18 protein-coding genes and 1 pseudogene are annotated in these 16,115 nt (G+C 60.6%); 10 read left to right on the top strand and 9 right to left on the bottom strand.

The window, feature by feature from the left end:
* From ACYZUA_RS03520 to ACYZUA_RS03505, 4 genes and pseudogenes are all read right to left on the bottom strand, one after another.
* Nucleotides 1–768: a uroporphyrinogen-III synthase gene (locus ACYZUA_RS03520; RefSeq protein ID WP_461962088.1), complete on the bottom strand. Its 768-nt coding sequence runs from the start codon at nt 766–768 to the stop codon at nt 1–3.
* Nucleotides 765–1,706, bottom strand: a complete 942-nt coding sequence (gene hemC, locus ACYZUA_RS03515; protein WP_461962087.1) for a hydroxymethylbilane synthase — start codon at nt 1,704–1,706, stop codon at nt 765–767. The genes ACYZUA_RS03520 and hemC overlap by 4 nt, the downstream gene beginning before the upstream one ends.
* Nucleotides 1,707–1,843: 137 nt before the next feature.
* Complete coding sequence (locus ACYZUA_RS03510) at nt 1,844–2,590, bottom strand: LytR/AlgR family response regulator transcription factor (protein ID WP_461962086.1); 747 nt, start codon at nt 2,588–2,590, stop codon at nt 1,844–1,846.
* A pseudogene (locus ACYZUA_RS03505) lies at nt 2,587–2,906 on the bottom strand (sensor histidine kinase); the annotation flags it as partial. The gene ACYZUA_RS03510 and the pseudogene ACYZUA_RS03505, both read right to left, overlap by 4 nt.
* 143 nt (nt 2,907–3,049) lie before the next feature.
* Between ACYZUA_RS03505 and argH the strand changes: the two are divergent.
* Nucleotides 3,050–4,444 carry an argininosuccinate lyase gene (gene argH, locus ACYZUA_RS03500; protein ID WP_461962085.1) on the top strand — a complete coding sequence of 465 codons (1,395 nt, stop codon included), beginning with the start codon at nt 3,050–3,052 and terminating at the stop codon, nt 4,442–4,444.
* Nucleotides 4,445–4,562: 118 nt separating this feature from the next.
* On the opposite strand, the gene ACYZUA_RS03495 is transcribed toward argH, so the two are convergent.
* Complete coding sequence (locus ACYZUA_RS03495) at nt 4,563–5,222, bottom strand: glutathione S-transferase family protein (RefSeq protein WP_461962084.1); 660 nt, start codon at nt 5,220–5,222, stop codon at nt 4,563–4,565.
* A 124-nt stretch (nt 5,223–5,346) separates the two neighbouring features.
* Between ACYZUA_RS03495 and ACYZUA_RS03490 the strand changes: the two genes are divergently transcribed.
* The 3 genes from ACYZUA_RS03490 to ACYZUA_RS03480 all read left to right on the top strand — a co-directional run bounded on the left by ACYZUA_RS03490 (nt 5,347) and on the right by ACYZUA_RS03480 (nt 9,342).
* A complete protein-coding gene (locus ACYZUA_RS03490) occupies nt 5,347–5,643 on the top strand; it encodes a hypothetical protein (RefSeq protein WP_046045090.1) in 297 nt (98 codons plus the stop codon).
* 399 nt (nt 5,644–6,042) lie between these two features.
* Nucleotides 6,043–6,288, top strand: a complete 246-nt coding sequence (locus ACYZUA_RS03485) for a TIGR02647 family protein (protein ID WP_461962083.1) — start codon at nt 6,043–6,045, stop codon at nt 6,286–6,288.
* A 207-nt stretch (nt 6,289–6,495) separates the two neighbouring features.
* A complete protein-coding gene (locus ACYZUA_RS03480; RefSeq protein ID WP_461962082.1) occupies nt 6,496–9,342 on the top strand; it encodes a class I adenylate cyclase in 2,847 nt (948 codons plus the stop codon).
* 4 nt (nt 9,343–9,346) lie between these two features.
* Here ACYZUA_RS03480 and rnk read toward each other — a convergent pair whose 3' ends face one another.
* The 3 genes from rnk to cyaY all read right to left on the bottom strand — a co-directional run bounded on the left by rnk (nt 9,347) and on the right by cyaY (nt 10,622).
* Entirely contained in the window at nt 9,347–9,757 is a 411-nt protein-coding gene (gene rnk / locus ACYZUA_RS03475) for a nucleoside diphosphate kinase regulator (protein ID WP_046045088.1), read from the bottom strand.
* Between the two features lie 309 nt (nt 9,758–10,066).
* Nucleotides 10,067–10,285 (bottom strand): DUF1289 domain-containing protein, encoded by a 219-nt coding sequence (locus tag ACYZUA_RS03470; protein ID WP_461962081.1) that lies wholly within the window; start codon nt 10,283–10,285, stop codon nt 10,067–10,069.
* Between the two features lie 4 nt (nt 10,286–10,289).
* Entirely contained in the window at nt 10,290–10,622 is a 333-nt protein-coding gene (cyaY, locus tag ACYZUA_RS03465) for an iron donor protein CyaY (protein ID WP_046045086.1), read from the bottom strand.
* A 364-nt stretch (nt 10,623–10,986) separates the two neighbouring features.
* Here cyaY and lptM point away from each other — a divergent pair, with 364 nt between their 5' ends.
* From lptM to ACYZUA_RS03435, 6 genes are read left to right on the top strand one after another with little or no spacing between them, the layout of a single operon-like run.
* Nucleotides 10,987–11,157, top strand: a complete 171-nt coding sequence (lptM, locus tag ACYZUA_RS03460) for an LPS translocon maturation chaperone LptM (RefSeq protein WP_309675540.1) — start codon at nt 10,987–10,989, stop codon at nt 11,155–11,157.
* Between the two features lie 9 nt (nt 11,158–11,166).
* On the top strand, nt 11,167–12,414 hold the full coding sequence (gene lysA, locus ACYZUA_RS03455; RefSeq protein WP_461962080.1) for a diaminopimelate decarboxylase: 1,248 nt from the start codon (nt 11,167–11,169) through the stop codon (nt 12,412–12,414).
* A gap of 4 nt (nt 12,415–12,418) precedes the next feature.
* Nucleotides 12,419–13,249 (top strand): diaminopimelate epimerase, encoded by an 831-nt coding sequence (dapF, locus tag ACYZUA_RS03450; protein ID WP_461962079.1) that lies wholly within the window; start codon nt 12,419–12,421, stop codon nt 13,247–13,249.
* Nucleotides 13,250–13,262: 13 nt separating this feature from the next.
* Nucleotides 13,263–13,988, top strand: coding sequence for a DUF484 family protein (locus ACYZUA_RS03445; protein WP_461962078.1), 726 nt, complete (start codon nt 13,263–13,265; stop codon nt 13,986–13,988).
* A gap of 2 nt (nt 13,989–13,990) precedes the next feature.
* Nucleotides 13,991–14,890: a tyrosine recombinase XerC gene (gene xerC / locus ACYZUA_RS03440; protein WP_008150257.1), complete on the top strand. Its 900-nt coding sequence runs from the start codon at nt 13,991–13,993 to the stop codon at nt 14,888–14,890.
* Nucleotides 14,887–15,591, top strand: a complete 705-nt coding sequence (locus ACYZUA_RS03435; RefSeq protein ID WP_461962077.1) for an HAD family hydrolase — start codon at nt 14,887–14,889, stop codon at nt 15,589–15,591. Before xerC ends, ACYZUA_RS03435 begins: the two co-directional genes overlap by 4 nt.
* 197 nt (nt 15,592–15,788) lie before the next feature.
* Here the strand turns inward: ACYZUA_RS03435 and sutA are convergent, their stop codons facing one another.
* The gene (gene sutA, locus ACYZUA_RS03430; protein WP_046045079.1) at nt 15,789–16,112 is read right to left on the bottom strand and encodes a transcriptional regulator SutA; all 324 of its coding nucleotides are present in this window, start codon (nt 16,110–16,112) and stop codon (nt 15,789–15,791) included.
* Between the last annotated feature and the right edge of the window lie 3 nt (nt 16,113–16,115).

Here is a 16,115-nt window from a genome sequence, read left to right as displayed (position 1 = left end):
TTAGAGAACGGGTTCGGGATGCTCCCGTAACGCCGTCAGCAAAGCCGCGGCACTGGCGCCACGACAATCCACAACTGTTTGGGCCCCGGCGGCACGTGCCAGCTCGGCGACCCTGGGGCTTGGAACAAACAACGGCAACCGCGCCAACTGCGGCCAGGCATCGCCGGCCAATTGATGCAGGTGCTCAAAACCCTGCCCACTGCTGACCACCAGCCCGTTCAAGCGTTCCGCTTCGATCAGGTCAGGCAGCGCTGCCAGCGGGTAGTGCGGCAGGTCGCGGCGGTACAACTCCAGATACTCGACACTAGCACCAAGCTCGCGCAAACGCTCAGCCAGCAACTCGCGCCCGCCCTCCCCGCGCATGATCAGCACGCGCGGACCGGGCCGAGCGATTGCCTCGCGCAACTGAGGAAGTTCAAGCAAGGCTTCGCTGTCATCGCCATCCACCGGAAAGCTGATGTCCAATCCGCGATCCTCGAGGATCTGCGCGGTGGCGGCGCCCACGCTGAACCACTTCAAACGAGGGGGTTGCGGCCAATACCGGTCGAGCAGTTCCACAACAATTCTGGCGGCCGGTTTGCTGACCACGATCACCGCGCAATAGCGATCCAGCCCCTGAATCACCTCGCGCATTGTGTCAGAGGCAGGAATCGGTTCGATCTCCAAAAGCGGCAAACTGCTGCTGAAAATCCCCTTTTCGGCCAAAAGACTGCTCAGCGCCGCCGACTCATCCGCGGGACGCGTCAGCAGCAGGCGCCAGCCCGTCACTCGTGACCTGCCTCGCCGTAGACTGCTTTCAGAATGTCGTTGGCGCCTTGACTCAGCAGGTCTTCAGCCACTTGCACGCCCAAGGCTTCGGCGTCGCTGCGTGGGGCACGCGCCTCGGCGCTGAGCAGCAGACCGCCGTTCGGATCACCGACAAGACCACGCAACCAGATCTGCTCGCCTTCAAGCACGGCGTAGCAGGCGATCGGCACTTGGCAGCCGCCATTCAAATGTTTGTTGAGAGCACGTTCAGCGGTCACGCGGGTGGCGGTGTCCTGATGGTGCAGCGGTGCCAACAGCGCCTGAATTTCGCTGTCGACGCTGCGGCATTCGATGCCCACCGCGCCTTGGCCACCGGCCGGCAGACTGTCGTCGACGCTGATGGCCGAGGTGATGCGATCTTCAAAGCCGAGACGAATCAGGCCGGCGGCGGCGAGGATAATGGCGTCGTATTCGCCGGCATCGAGCTTGGCCAGGCGCGTGTTGACGTTGCCGCGCAGGAAGCGAATTTCCAGGTCCGGACGACGGGTCAGCAACTGGGCCTGACGACGCAGGCTGGAGGTGCCGACGATGCTGCCTTGCGGCAATTCGTCCAGGCTGGCGTAGGTGTTGGAAACGAAGGCATCACGCGGGTCTTCTCGCTCGCAGATGCAAAACAGACCGAGGCCTTCAGGGAAGTCCATCGGCACGTCCTTCATCGAGTGCACGGCGATGTCGGCTTCGTTTTCCAGCAGCGCGGTTTCCAGTTCTTTGACAAACAGGCCCTTGCCGCCGATTTTCGACAGTGGCGAGTCGAGCAACTTATCGCCGCGACTGACCATGGGCACCAACGTCACGAGCAGACCCGGATGGGCCTCTTCCAGACGAGCTTTGACGTATTCGGCCTGCCACAGGGCGAGTGCACTTTTACGGGTGGCGATGCGGATTTCGCGAGAGGACATGGATCAATCCGTACTGAATAGATACGGCGGATAATAACAGCTCAGCCAAATCCACTTTGACTTGTATCAGAAAACGCGTGGCCTCCCTGGCCTCAGACATCCAGCAATCGGGATGAAACCCGTCCGTAAATGGCGGATTAAAGCTGTTGCATCATCTTGCGCACGCCGGCCACATGCCGTCGGCTGACGATCAGGGCGTCGCCGTTCAAGCCTTTGAGGAACAGCTGGAAATGCCCCAGAGGTGTGCGCTGCAGGCGTTCGATGCGTTCGCGGGCGACCAGTGCGTTGCGGTGGATTCGCACGAAGCGGTCGCCAAATTCATCTTCAAGGGCCTTGAGCGGCTCATCCAGCAGTACTTCGCCGCCTTCGTGGCGCAAAGTCACGTATTTGTGATCCGCAATGAAGTAGACCACCTGACCCAACGGGATCAGTTCGATACCTTTACGGGTACGGGCGCTGATGTGGCTGCGCGGGCCGCTGCCACTTTCGGCGGCGGGACGGGTCAAGGCCGCGAGCTGGACACGATTGGGCCGCTCGGCTTTTTTCAACGCGTCATGCAATTGTTCTGTACGCACAGGTTTCACCAGATAGCCTACGGCGCTGGCCTGTAAGGCTTCCACGGCAAATTCATCGGGCCCTGTGCAAAACACCACGGCGGGCGGGGTTTCGCGTTCGCACAATCGTGCAGCCACTTGCAGGCCATCGAGGCCTGGCATGCCGATATCGAGCAGCACGATATCCGGTTTGTGGCTGTCGATCAGTGCCAACGCCTCATCGCCGTTCGTGGCGCTAGGCTCCAGGACACTGTATCCCTCGAGTTCGCCAACCATTCGGCTCAGGCGCTCGCGGGCAAGGGGTTCGTCATCAACGATCAGGACATTCATATTGCGCTGGATTCCTGCGTGAGTCTCGCACAAGGATAGCGTAGACAGGTGAAGTGACGTCCGTCACCGCGATCCACGCTAAGACTAGCGCGGGGGCCAAAAAGTGCCGCCCGTCCGACGGCTAAATTTTCATCCGTCGTGCGTTTGGCGGCCCAAGCCCGCGTTGGCGAGGCATCGCCGTAGGGTTTGTTGATACACAATATGAACACCCCCTCTTCTTATAGTCAGCTGCAGCGTCTGGAAGTGCGCTGATCCTACTGTCCAACTGTAGACGGTTGCCGGCACGATATTGCTCAATTGAAAAATATCGTTGCGCAAATCCCCTCGGCGTTGATCCGAGTATGGACCGCCGCCTGAGAAAAAAACCTATCGACCAGTGCCAACGACAGGATTGGCAACCCTGTTATTATCCGCGACAGCTTTCTACGCCATCTTTCTTCAGCCGACACGAGCGAATTCATGAGCACTGACAAGACCAATCAGTCCTGGGGCGGCCGCTTCAGTGAACCCGTCGACGCCTTCGTCGCCCGCTTCACCGCCTCCGTCACTTTCGACCAGCGCCTGTATCGCCACGACATCATGGGCTCGATCGCTCACGCCACGATGCTGGCCAAGGTCGGCGTGCTGACCGATGCCGAGCGCGACAGCATCACCGATGGCCTGAAGACCATCCAGAGTGAAATCGAGGCCGGCCAGTTCGACTGGCGCATCGACCTCGAAGACGTGCACATGAACATCGAGGCGCGTCTGACCGACCGCATCGGCGTCACCGGTAAAAAGCTGCACACCGGTCGCAGCCGTAACGACCAGGTCGCCACCGACATCCGCCTGTGGCTGCGCGACGAGATCGACCTGATCCTGAGCGAAATCACCCGCCTGCAAAAAGGCCTGCTGGAGCAGGCCGAGCGCGAAGCCGGCAGCATCATGCCGGGCTTCACTCACCTGCAAACCGCGCAGCCGGTGACCTTCGGGCACCACATGCTGGCCTGGTTCGAAATGCTCAGCCGCGACTACGAGCGCCTGGTCGACTGCCGCAAGCGTACCAACCGCATGCCGCTGGGCAGTGCCGCACTGGCCGGTACCACCTACCCGATCGACCGCGAATTCACCGCCCAACTGCTGGGCTTCGACGCCGTGGGCGGCAACTCGCTGGACAACGTGTCCGATCGTGACTTCGCCATCGAGTTCTGCTCGGCCGCGAGCATCGCGATGATGCACCTGTCGCGCTTCTCCGAAGAGCTGGTGCTGTGGACCAGCGCGCAGTTCCAGTTCATCGATCTGCCGGACCGCTTCTGTACCGGCAGCTCGATCATGCCGCAAAAGAAAAACCCGGACGTTCCAGAGCTGGTGCGTGGCAAGACCGGTCGCGTATTCGGTGCGCTGATGGGCCTGCTGACCCTGATGAAAGGCCAGCCACTGGCCTACAACAAGGATAACCAGGAAGACAAAGAGCCGCTGTTCGACGCCGCCGACACATTGCGCGACTCGCTACGGGCCTTTGCCGACATGATCCCGGCGATCAAACCCAAGCACGCGATGATGCGCGAAGCAGCCCTGCGCGGTTTCTCCACCGCCACCGACCTTGCCGACTACCTCGTACGTCGTGGTCTGCCGTTCCGTGACTGCCACGAAATCGTTGGCCATGCCGTGAAGTACGGCGTGGAAAGCGGTAAAGACCTGGCGGAAATGAGCCTGGAAGAGCTGCGCAAGTTCAGCGACCAGATCGATCAGGACGTGTTTGCCGTGCTGACCCTGGAAGGCTCGGTGAATGCCCGTGACCACATCGGCGGAACTGCGCCGGCACAGGTCAAGAAGGCTGTGGCTCGCGGCCAGGCATTGCTCGCCAGCCGCTAAGCAGTCAAAAAGCATCGTCGGAACGCCGCCCGGAGCCGGCTCGCTCCCACATTTGGAATGCGTTCCCCTGTGGGAGCGAGCCTGCTCGCGAAAGCGGTCTTGAAGACGCTACAAAAACCTACTTCTTGCCGGCGACCATCGCCAAAAACGCTGGCATCGCCGCCTCCTTGTCCTTTGCGATCCGCTGCACATTCGGATTTTGCCCCAGACGCTCCAGCAGCGCCTTGGCCGCCGGCATCTCAGCCAGCAAATCCAGGTCAAACAGCTTCTGCGCCACCGCACAGGCCAGCGGCACGCTGTAGAAAAAATACAAATCCGCAATGCTCAGGCTGTCACCTGCCACATAAGGGGCGAACTTGCCGTGCCTGCCCAGCGAGGCAAACCCCAGCAGCAACTCGGCTTTGGTCTTGTCCTTGATCGCATCCGGCACCGTCATGCCGAAAAAAGCTTCGGCGTAGCAGGCACGTCCCGGCAATTCGATGTACAGCTCGATTTCCTTGGCCAACGCCAGGACCTGCGCCCGCTGAAAGGGATCGCTCGGCAACAGTGGCGTGCCTTTCTGGCTGTGTTCGAGGTATTCGAGAATCACACTGGTTTCGTTGACGAAACCCTGTTCGACGCCCAGCACCGGTACCTTCCCGCGCGGGCTGATGGCCAATGCCTCGGCGCTCGGCCCCGGGTAAAACAGTACCTCTTCAAACGGCAGTCCCTTCTCGAGCAGCGCCAGCTTGACCATGTTGTAGTAGTTGCTGACGGAGAATCCATAAAGCTTGAGCATCACTTAGCCTCCAGGCCGTGCGGGGTTGGCAGATGCCTTTTATAGAACGTCGCGACGTTTCTTGCCAGCAGCATCACAGCGCTGAATGCAGGTAAACTGGCCGCCTTAACTTGAGGAGCCTGCCATGAGCGAGCCAACCCCCGGCATCAACAACGATGACATCGACGAAGAAGAATTCGCCGAAAACACCCTGGTCGAAGCCATCGAAAACCAAATCGAAAGCGACAACCCGCCAGCCGCCAAGGCGACCTTCAACAAGCTGACATTGGTGGGTTACGAGCGTGAGGAAATCCTCAATCTGATGGCTCACGTTCTGGCGGTGGAAATCGACGCGATCCTGGAAGAAGACCGCGCGTTCAACACCGAATGGTACGAAGCTGCGTTGCGTGCATTGCCAGAGTTGCCGCCCGAAAAGAAATAACTCCGCAGCCCCCTGTGGCGAGGGGATTTAGCGAAGCGTCGCACCGCCCCGTTGGGTGGCGAAGCCGCCCCAAAACCATAGCGCTCGGTGTATCAGGTATACCGTGTGCAATGGTTTTACGACTGCTTCGCAGCCGAACGGGGCGGTGCGACGCTTCGCTAAATCCCCTCGCCACAGGCAAGCTCCCTCCCCACTCAAGCCCGCGCCCACACAATTTGTCACCCATCCTTCCTGCCTTTCTCCAGACCCTGTCTACACTGGAAACACCCCGCTGCCGCACCACCCACCGGGGAATGCTTCCCAAGGCGAAAAAACCGTGTCGCGAGCACTGGACATGCCGCCCGAGTGGGATCACCTTAGGAACGCTGTCGTCCAATTCCTAGAAAGTCTGGAGTCCTTATGTCGCTTACCCCTGAGTTGGTTGCCGAACTGGAAATCCTCGCACTCTTCAACCTGGACAGTTCCCAGGAAGGTTTGAAAATTCATCAGACCGCTGCCCCGAAAGCCATTGCCGCCGCCCAAAGACTGTTCGACAAAGAACTGATCAGCCAGCCAGATGGTGGTTATCTGACCAGCCTGGGCCGTGACGCCGCGCAAAATGTGCAAACCGTTCTGACCATTCTCAATGTCCGGGAAACTGCCTGAGCATTACCGTAGCGCCCACGGAAACCCCTGCTACGGGATTTCCGCGGGCACATTTCGTTACCTGCCCTGTTGCCTGCCGTCGCCTCTCGATAAAAATCTGACGCCAGAAAAAACAAAATCAGCTTAAAAGTCCTGGAGCCGAGGCGCTAAACTGCCCCTCATCCGCAGACATCCACGTCTGAGCCCCGCGAGCCGGTTTGAGCTGACATGACCCGCCACCATGAAATCCGCCCCGATCTGGACGAGGGAATCGACCGCAAGGTTCTCAGCCAGCTGCGCGCACGTTTTCTGAAGCTCAACGAAGGCCGTATGGCCCGCGCCATGGAAGGGTTATCGACCCGCCAGCAAGCGGTGCTGACCCTGTTACCGCTGTTTTTCCACGTCAATCATCCGCTGTTGCCAGGGTACGTTTCGGGCAGCACGCCCGCCGGGCTGTCGAATTACGAACCCGACGCCAACGCGCTCGCCGAAGCCCAACGCTTGGCCCGCTCGTTTTCCTATAAGCCTCGCCACGGCAGCAATCCGCCGCGACCGATTCACGGCCTGTTCCTGATGGGCAGCCTCGGCACCCTCGCTCAGGCCGACCAGAGCGACATGGACGTGTGGGTTTGTCATGGGCCGGACTTGAGCGAAAGCGAGCTCGCCGAGCTGCGCAAAAAATGCCAGCTCCTCGAAATCTGGGCTGCCAGTCAGGGCGCCGAGGCGCATTTTTTCCTGATCGACCCGACCCGTTTCGTACGCGGCGAACGTGATGCGCAACTCAGCTCGGAAGACTGCGGCACCACCCAGCACTATCTGTTGCTGGACGAGTTTTATCGCACCGCGATCTGGCTGGCCGGACGCACACCCATCTGGTGGCTGGTGCCGGTATACGAAGAAGCGAGCTACGACCGTTATACCCACACGCTGATGTCCAAGCGCTTCATCCGTGCCGACGAAACCCTGGACCTGGGGCATCTGGCCTATATCCCGCCTGGCGAATACATCGGCGCTGGGCTCTGGCAGTTGTTCAAGGGCATCGAGTCGCCGTACAAATCGGTACTCAAGCTGCTGCTGACGGAGGTCTATGCCAGCGAACACCCCCAGGTTCATTGCCTGAGCCTGCGCTTCAAGCAAGCGGTGTTTGCCAATCGGCTCGACCTTGATGAGCTGGATCCGTACGTCGTGGTCTACCGGCGCATCGAGGAATACCTGACCGCCCGTGGCGAGCCGGAACGCCTGGAGCTGGTACGCCGGGCGTTGTACCTGAAGGTCAATCGCAAACTCACCGGCAGTAATAGCCGCACTGAGAGCTGGCAGCGTTCGTTGCTCAAACGCCTGGCCCACGAATGGCAATGGGACCATCGTCAACTGGCCCTGCTCGATAGCCGCAGCCAGTGGAAAGTCCGCCAAGTCGGATCTGAACGAAGGGCCTTGGTCAACGAGCTCAATTACAGCTACCGCTTCCTGACCCAGTTCGCCCGCAACGAACAGACCGTCAGCCTGATCAACAAGCGCGACCTCAACGTGCTGGGTCGACGGCTGTACGCGGCCTTCGAGCGTAAGGCCGACAAGGTCGAGTTCATCAACCCCGGCATCGCCCCGGACCTGGCCGAAGACACCCTCACGCTGGTGCATGCGCCGAACAAAAAAGAAGCGGGTCAAACTCAGTGGGGTTTGTACAACGGCAGCCTGACGGCCCTCGAATGGGAGCATTTCGCACCGATCAAGCGCAGCCGCCAATTGCTGGAACTGCTGACCTGGTGCCACCGCAACGGCGTGATCGACAGCAGCACTCGCCTGGCCTTGCATCCCGGCAGCAGCGACCTGAGCGAGTTCGAACTGTTCAATCTGCTCGGCAGCCTGCAACAGAGCATCGCCCTGCCGCTGACGACCGTCGCCGAAGAACCGTTACTGCGCGCCAGCGTGCCGAGCGAAGTGCTGATTCTGGTGAACGTCGGCGTCGATCCACTCAAGCACCACCGCGACCTGAACATCCTGATGACCACCGAGCGCACCGATTCCCTCAGTTACGCCGGCGTCCGGGAAAACCTGGTGCTGACCCTGGATCAGGTCACGCTCAACAGTTGGAACGAAGTGCTGGTCAACCGCTTCGACGGCCCTTATGCGCTGCTCGACTGCGTGCGCGATTACCTCAACAACCTGCCCGACGGGCTACAACAACCCACGTTGCGGGTTCGGTGCTTCTGCCACAACCGCGCACAGTTCATCGCCCGGCGGGTCGAAGAGATCCTCGATACCGCGCAGAACCTGCTGTTGAGCAAACTCAATCATCGTTACCTGATTCAGGTCCAGCAGCATTACCACGTGCTGGAGCTGGTGCCCGGCCAGGTCAATCATGTCGCCCTCGCCACGCTGCCGGCGCTGGTCGATTACCTGGGCGAAGAACGGGCAAGCTACAGCCCGCTGCACCTGGACCCGATGGCACTGGAAGACCACGACCTGGCGCTGGTCCTGCCGATGGGTCAACCCGACTGCATTCAGGTGTTCTTCCGGATCAACGAGTACCGCGCCGACCTGTACGTACTGGATGAATTCAATGCCCTGTGGCAGCAGCGCTTGCCCTACCACGACGAGCAAAGCCTGCTGGTGCCGCTGCAACGGTTCCTGCAATCGATCCAGTACCGGCGCGACGCCTTGCTGCCGATGGACGTCGCCCAGCCGCTGAGCCTGGACACCTTGTATTACCAACTGCTGCCCTCCGGCCCCGTGCGGGCGCGTCGGGTCGAAGCTCGGCCAGCGCCGCAAACCCCGGTCAACAAACCCTTCTACGACGTGCAGGCGATTGTCGGCAAAGCCGCACCGGGACAGGTGCAGGTCACGTTGTATTGCAATCAGCGGGAATTTTCAGAGCTGGAACATGGCGACCGATTGTTCAGCGTGGTCGCCCGGGAAATCGTCGAGCAGCGCCGTGAAATCGAACGCTATCGCTGCTACATCACCGACCTGGACCTGTCGGGCCTGCTCGGTGATGGTCAGAGCTCAAGCATTTTGTATTTGCGCTACAAGGCCGACCTGGAGCGCGCATTGAACGAGGCGCTCGAGCAGGTCTGAGGGTTTATTCCGGAAAGTGGCCGCCCTCGGCCGGCTGTGATTCGACTTCCAGCAGGGTCAGTTTCAGTGTCTTGCCGCCCGGAGCCGGCCAGTCGATGTGCTGACCAACCTTCAAGCCGAGCAACGCGCTGCCCACTGGCGCCAGAATGGAAATCTTGCCTTCGTCGGCATTGGCATCCTTCGGATAAACCAGCGTCAGGTGATAATCCTTGCCGCTGCCTTCTTCGCGGCAATGCACACGGGAATTCATGGTCACGACATCGGCGGGTACTTCATCGTGACCGACCAGGGTATCGGCGCGGTCCAGTTCGGTTTGCAGCGCGATAACGCCCGGCAGCGTGTCATCCAGGCTGTCGATCAGGCGCTCCAGACGTTGCACGTCCAGACGGGTAAGGGTAATTGAAGGTGCGGTCATGATTTGGGCAGACTCCTTTCTTCTGCACAGAAAAAGCAAAACCCCGCCAGAAAAAGGCGGGGTTTTCACGAGCCTCGATGGGTTGAGGCGTTTCTCGACACTATCACAGCTCAATAAATATACAAGTGAGGGGCGACCACCACCCTTGAGACATTTATAGAGAACCTCTGTGGCGAGGGGATTTATCCCCGTTCGGCTGCGAAGCAGTCGCAAAAAAAGAGAACGGGGTGTGTCTGGCACTCCATAGTTGCAGATTTCAGGATCGCTCCGCGACCCAACGGGGATAAATCCCCTCGCCACAATTAGCCGTCAAATAGATGACTTGCGTTCGGTGGCCTGGGCGCAGATAACCCGGCGCCGATCATCATCCGCCGAGCGCCATTCGCGGATGTCTTCGACATGGCGAAAACACCCAAGGCAGACCTTCTGCTCATCCAGCCGACACACACCGCTGCACGGCGAAGCCACCGCCGGGCTGACATTGCTGTAGAGCGGTTTGGGCGGACGAACGGGCACAGGCTGGGTCACGATCTCACAGACCTTCGAAATCGAGCTCGGCGTCAGCTTGCTGCTTGACGATGCGCTCGAGCATCTCGCCCAGCTGCTCTTCGCTCTTGTCGCACATCCAGCGCTCGCTCTCTTCGTCGTAATCGAAGTGGAAACCACCGGACACGGCCGCCAGCCACAGCTGGCGCAGCGGTTCCTGACGGCTGAAGATCAACTGGCTGCCGTTTTCGAACTTGACGGTGAGCACACCGGCCGAACTCTCCAGATCGATATCCAGGTCACACTCGTCAAAAATATCCTCCAGCGTCTGCTGGGTGGCATCGACCAGATCGTGGAAACGGGCTTCAGTCAAACTCATTGCGGGAACCTCAAAAAGTGTCTACTCACGCTCAAGCGCCGCAAGATACGGGCGAGCCCCGGTGATTGCAAAGGATAACGACCAAGCGTCGATATCGATATGGGAGCGCTATACCTATGCGAGCCTGTGGCGAGGGGATTTATCGAAACGTCGCACCGCCCCGTTGGGGCGCGAAGCGGCCCTGATTTTGGGACTACGGTGTGCATCAGAGAAACCGCATTCACCGGTTTTGCGACTGCTTCGCAGCCGAACGGGGATAAATCCCCTCACCACAGCCCCGCCGGACGGGAGGCGCATCGCATAGGCAAGCTGCGGGGTGGCCGGTATACTCCGGCGCAATTAATGCATTTTCAAGGATTTCGCCATGAAGCGCCTGATCTCTTCCCTTGCTGCGCTCCTCGCGGTTGCCTGCCTTGTGTCAGCCTGTGGTCAAAAAGGCCCGCTGTACCTGCCTGATGAAAATCAGGATCCTGTAGAGCAAGCCAAATCGTCGCAGCAGACTCCGTCGAAAGCACACAAGCACGACGTCTACTAAGGGAACGCTATGGACGCTTTTAACTACCGAGACGGCGAGCTGTTCGCGGAAGGTGTTGCCCTGTCCGCCATCGCCGAACGCTTTGGCACACCGACCTACGTCTACTCCCGTGCGCACATCGAAGCCCAGTACCTGGCTTACGCCGATGCGCTGGCCGGCATGCCGCACCTGGTCTGCTTTGCGGTCAAGGCCAACTCCAACCTGGGTGTACTGAATGTCCTGGCACGTCTGGGCGCCGGTTTCGACATCGTCTCCCGTGGCGAGCTGGAACGCGTACTGGCCGCTGGCGGCAGCGCCGACAAGATCGTCTTCTCCGGTGTCGGCAAGACCCGTGACGACATGCGTCGCGCCCTGGAAGTCGGCGTGCATTGCTTCAACGTCGAATCCACCGATGAGCTGGAACGCCTGCAAGTGGTCGCCGCCGAGCTGGGTGTTCGCGCGCCGATCTCGCTGCGCGTGAACCCGGATGTCGACGCCGGCACCCACCCGTACATTTCCACCGGTCTTAAAGAAAACAAGTTCGGCATCGCCATCGCCGACGCCGAAGACGTGTACATCCGCGCCGCCCAACTGCCAAACCTGGAAGTGGTCGGTGTCGATTGCCACATCGGTTCGCAACTGACCACCCTGCCGCCGTTCATCGACGCCCTGGATCGCCTGCTGGGCCTGGTCGATCGCCTCGGCGATTGCGGCATTTACCTGCGCCACATCGATCTCGGTGGTGGTTTGGGCGTGCGTTATCGCGATGAAGAGCCGCCATTGGCTGCCGACTACATCAAAGCCGTGCGCGAGCGTCTCGACGGTCGTGACCTGGCGCTGGTGTTCGAGCCGGGCCGCTTTATCGTCGCCAACGCCGGCGTTCTGCTGACCCAGGTCGAGTACCTCAAGCACACCGAACACAAAGACTTCGCCATCGTCGACGCGGCCATGAACGACCTGATCCGCCCGGCGCTGTATCAAGCCTGGATGGACGTCACCGCCGTGCGCCCGCGCACTTCCGCTGCCCGTGCCTACGACATCGTCGGGCCGATCTGCGAGACCGGCGACTTCCTGGCCAAGGATCGTGAGTTGGCCCTGGAAGAAGGCGACCTGCTGGCCGTGCATTCGGCCGGTGCCTACGGGTTTGTCATGAGTTCCAACTACAACACCCGCGGCCGTGCCGCTGAAGTGTTGGTGGATGGTGATCAGGCATTTGAAGTGCGTCGCCGTGAGACGGTAGCCGAGTTGTTTGCTGGCGAAAGCCTGCTGCCGGAGTAAAACCATGCTGCTGCGTTTTACCAAGATGCACGGCCTGGGCAATGACTTCATGGTCCTCGACCTGGTCAGCCAGCATGCGCACATCCTGCCCAAACACGCCAAGCAATGGGGCGATCGGCATACCGGTATCGGTTTCGACCAGTTGCTGATCGTCGAAGCGCCCAGCAACCCGGACGTGGATTTCCGCTACCGGATCTTCAACGCCGACGGCTCCGAAGTGGAACAGTGCGGCAACGGTGCGCGCTGTTTCGCTCGCTTTGTGCTCGACAAGCGCCTGACCGCGAAGCGGCAGATCCGCGTCGAGACCAAAAGCGGCATCATCGAACTGGATATCCGCAGCGACGGGCAAATCGGAGTCAACATGGGCGCACCACGCCTGGTGCCGGCCGATATTCCGTTCGACGCGCCGGAACAGGCCAAGAGCTATCAGGTTGACGTCGATGGCACTACGGTCGAACTGGCCGCCGTGTCCATGGGCAACCCCCATGCCGTGCTACGGGTCAGCGACATCAACAATGCACCGGTACGTGAACTGGGGCCGAAAATCGAAAACCATCCGCGCTTCCCGGCGCGGGTCAATGTCGGTTTTCTTCAGGTCATCGACCGGAGCCGCGCGCAGCTGCGCGTCTGGGAACGCGGGACCGGGGAAACCCAGGCTTGCGGAACCGGCGCTTGCGCTGCCGCAGTGGCCGCGATCAGCCAGGGGTGGATGGATTCGCCGCTTTTGATCGACCTGCCCGGCGGGCGTTTGTCCATTGAATGGGCAGGCCCTGGCCAACCGGTCATGATGACCGGCCCGGCAGTGCGCGTTTATGAAGGACAAGTGCGTCTTTGAGAGAGTCGAATCCATGAAAGATAAGCCCCAGGTTCCCGCCCTACAGCCCGACGAATCCCCTTCCGAAAGCCTTGAGGCGGCGGCGATTGCCGCGTACCTGGAGGCTCATCCGGATTTCTTCGTCGAGCATGAAGACTTGCTCGCAACCTTGCGCATTCCGCACCAGCGCGGCGACACCATTTCACTGGTCGAACGCCAGATGACCATCCTGCGCGACCGCAACATCGAGTTGCGTCATCGCCTCTCGCATTTGATGGACGTGGCCCGCGACAACGATCGCCTTTTCGACAAGACCCGCCGCCTGATTCTCGCGCTGATGGACGCCACCAGCCTGGAAGACGTGGTGATCAGCGTCGAAGACAGCCTGCGCCAGGATTTCCAGGTGCCCTTCGTCAGCCTGATCCTGCTGGGTGACAACCCGATGCCGGTGGGCCGCTGGGTCACGCATGCCGACGCGCAAATAGCCATCGGCGGCTTGCTCTCGGAAGACAAAAGCGTCAGCGGCAGCCTGCGTGAACACGAACTGGACTTCCTGTTTGGCGAAGAACAGCGCAAACAGATCGGCTCCACCGCCGTTGTCGCCATCAGCTACCAAGGAATCCACGGAGTCCTGGCCATCGCCAGCCGTGACCCGCAGCACTACAAGAGTTCGGTGGGCACATTGTTTCTGAGTTACATCGCCGAAGTCATGGGCCGCGTCCTGCCACGGGTCAACACCTCCCTGCGCTCGGTACGCTGACCGTGGAACGGCAACTGGACGCTTACTGCGAACACCTGCGCAGTGAGCGGCAGGTGTCGCCCCACACGCTGTACGCCTACCGCCGCGACCTCGACAAAGTGCTGGGCTGGTGCGTCAAACAGAACATCAGCAGTTGGGCGGCCCTGGACATCCAGCGTCTGCGCAGCCTGATCGCTCGCCTGCATTCACAGGGCCAATCGTCGCGCAGCCTGGCGCGGCTGCTGTCGGCGGTGCGCGGGCTCTATCACTATCTGAACCGCGAAGGCCTCTGCGACCACGACCCGGCCAACGGCCTGGCGCCACCCAAGGGCGAACGTCGGCTGCCAAAAACCCTCGACACCGACCGTGCGCTGCAGCTGCTTGAGGGCGCGGTGGAGGATGATTTTCTGGCGCGTCGGGACCAGGCGATTCTGGAGTTGTTCTATTCCTCGGGTTTGCGCCTTTCGGAACTCACCGGGCTCAATCTGGATCAGCTGGACCTGGCCGACGGCATGGTTCAAGTGCTCGGCAAGGGCAGCAAGACCCGACTGCTGCCGGTCGGCAAAAAAGCCCGCGAAGCGCTGGAGCTGTGGCTGCCGCTCCGGGCCATGACCAACCCGGCGGACGATGCGGTGTTTGTCAGCCAGCAAGGCCGGCGCCTCGGCCCCCGGGCGATTCAGGTGCGGGTTAAAGCCGCTGGCGAGCGCGAGCTGGGACAGAACCTACATCCGCACATGCTGCGACACTCCTTCGCCAGCCATTTGCTGGAGTCTTCCCAGGACCTGCGTGCGGTGCAGGAATTGCTCGGCCACTCGGACATCAAAACCACCCAGATCTACACCCACCTGGACTTCCAGCACCTGGCGACGGTTTACGACAGCGCCCATCCACGGGCCAAACGCATCAAAGGCGATGAGTCATGAGAATTCAATTGATCACCTTCGACCTCGACGACACCCTGTGGGATACCGCCCCGGTGATCGTCAGCGCCGAAGCCATATTGCGTGAATGGCTGACCGAGCATGCACCGAATCTGGGCGCCGTGTCGGTGGAGCATTTGTGGGCGATTCGCGAACGGATCCTGAGCAGTGAGCCGGGCCTGAAGCACCGCATCAGCGCCTTGCGCCGCCGAGTCTTGTTCCATGCGCTGGAAGAGGCCGGTTACGACCAGGGTCAGGCCTCAGACCTGTCCGATCAGAGTTTTGAAGTGTTTCTGCATGCGCGGCATCAGCTGGAAATCTTCCCGGAGGTGCAACCGACCCTCGAGACGCTGGCCAATCACTATGCCCTCGGCGTGGTCACCAATGGCAACGCCGATGTGCGTCGGTTAGGGCTGGCGGATTACTTCAAGTTTGCGTTGTGCGCCGAAGACATCGGCATCGGTAAACCCGATGCGCGACTGTTTCATGAGGCGTTGCAACGGGGTGGTGCGACGGCCGAGACGGCCGTGCATATCGGCGATCATCCGGGTGACGACATTGCCGGCGCCCAGCAGGCGGGATTGCGGGCGATCTGGTTTAACCCGGCGGGCAAGGTTTGGGAAGCCGAGAAGGCACCGGATGCCGAGATCCGCAGCTTGAGCGAGTTGCCGGCGTTGTTGGCCCTCTGGAATGCCCAACACTAACCCGGAAATCACGCTGCCCCTGTAGGAGCTGAGCTTGCTCGCGATAGCGGTGTATCAGTCGATAAAAACTTTGAATGTAACGCCGCTATCGCGAGCAAGCTCGGCTCCTACAGGGTTGTGTCGAGTTCAAGAGTTTTGTTTCACCCATGAAAAAGCCCGCAGCGACGGCGGGCCTTTTCAGCAGGCAAGTAGCAGGCTCAGATAGGCCGGCTGCCGTACTTGTTGTCAGGCTTCTTGGGCGGATCGGCGACCACGTTGGCCTCCACTTCCTGCACCTTGCCGCCCTTGGCCAGGAACTCTTCCATGGCCCGCGCCAGAGCATCACGCTCCTTGTTTTTTGCTTCGACGCTCGGCAGCTCATCGACCGATACCGCTGCCTTGGCTTTGCCTTTGGCGGTCGGAACGGGCGCTTCACCGCCATCGTCGTCAGCAACGTCTTCCGCTGCTGTTTCCAGACCTTCTTCGGTTTCGTCGTCGTCGCCTACTTCGAGGTCGTCGTTTTCCAGATCATCGTCGCTCATGTT

Source organism: Pseudomonas sp. LS2P72 (assembly GCF_054897865.1).
Note: the sequence above shows the minus strand (reverse complement) of the source record. Positions and strands in the feature narration are given on the sequence as shown.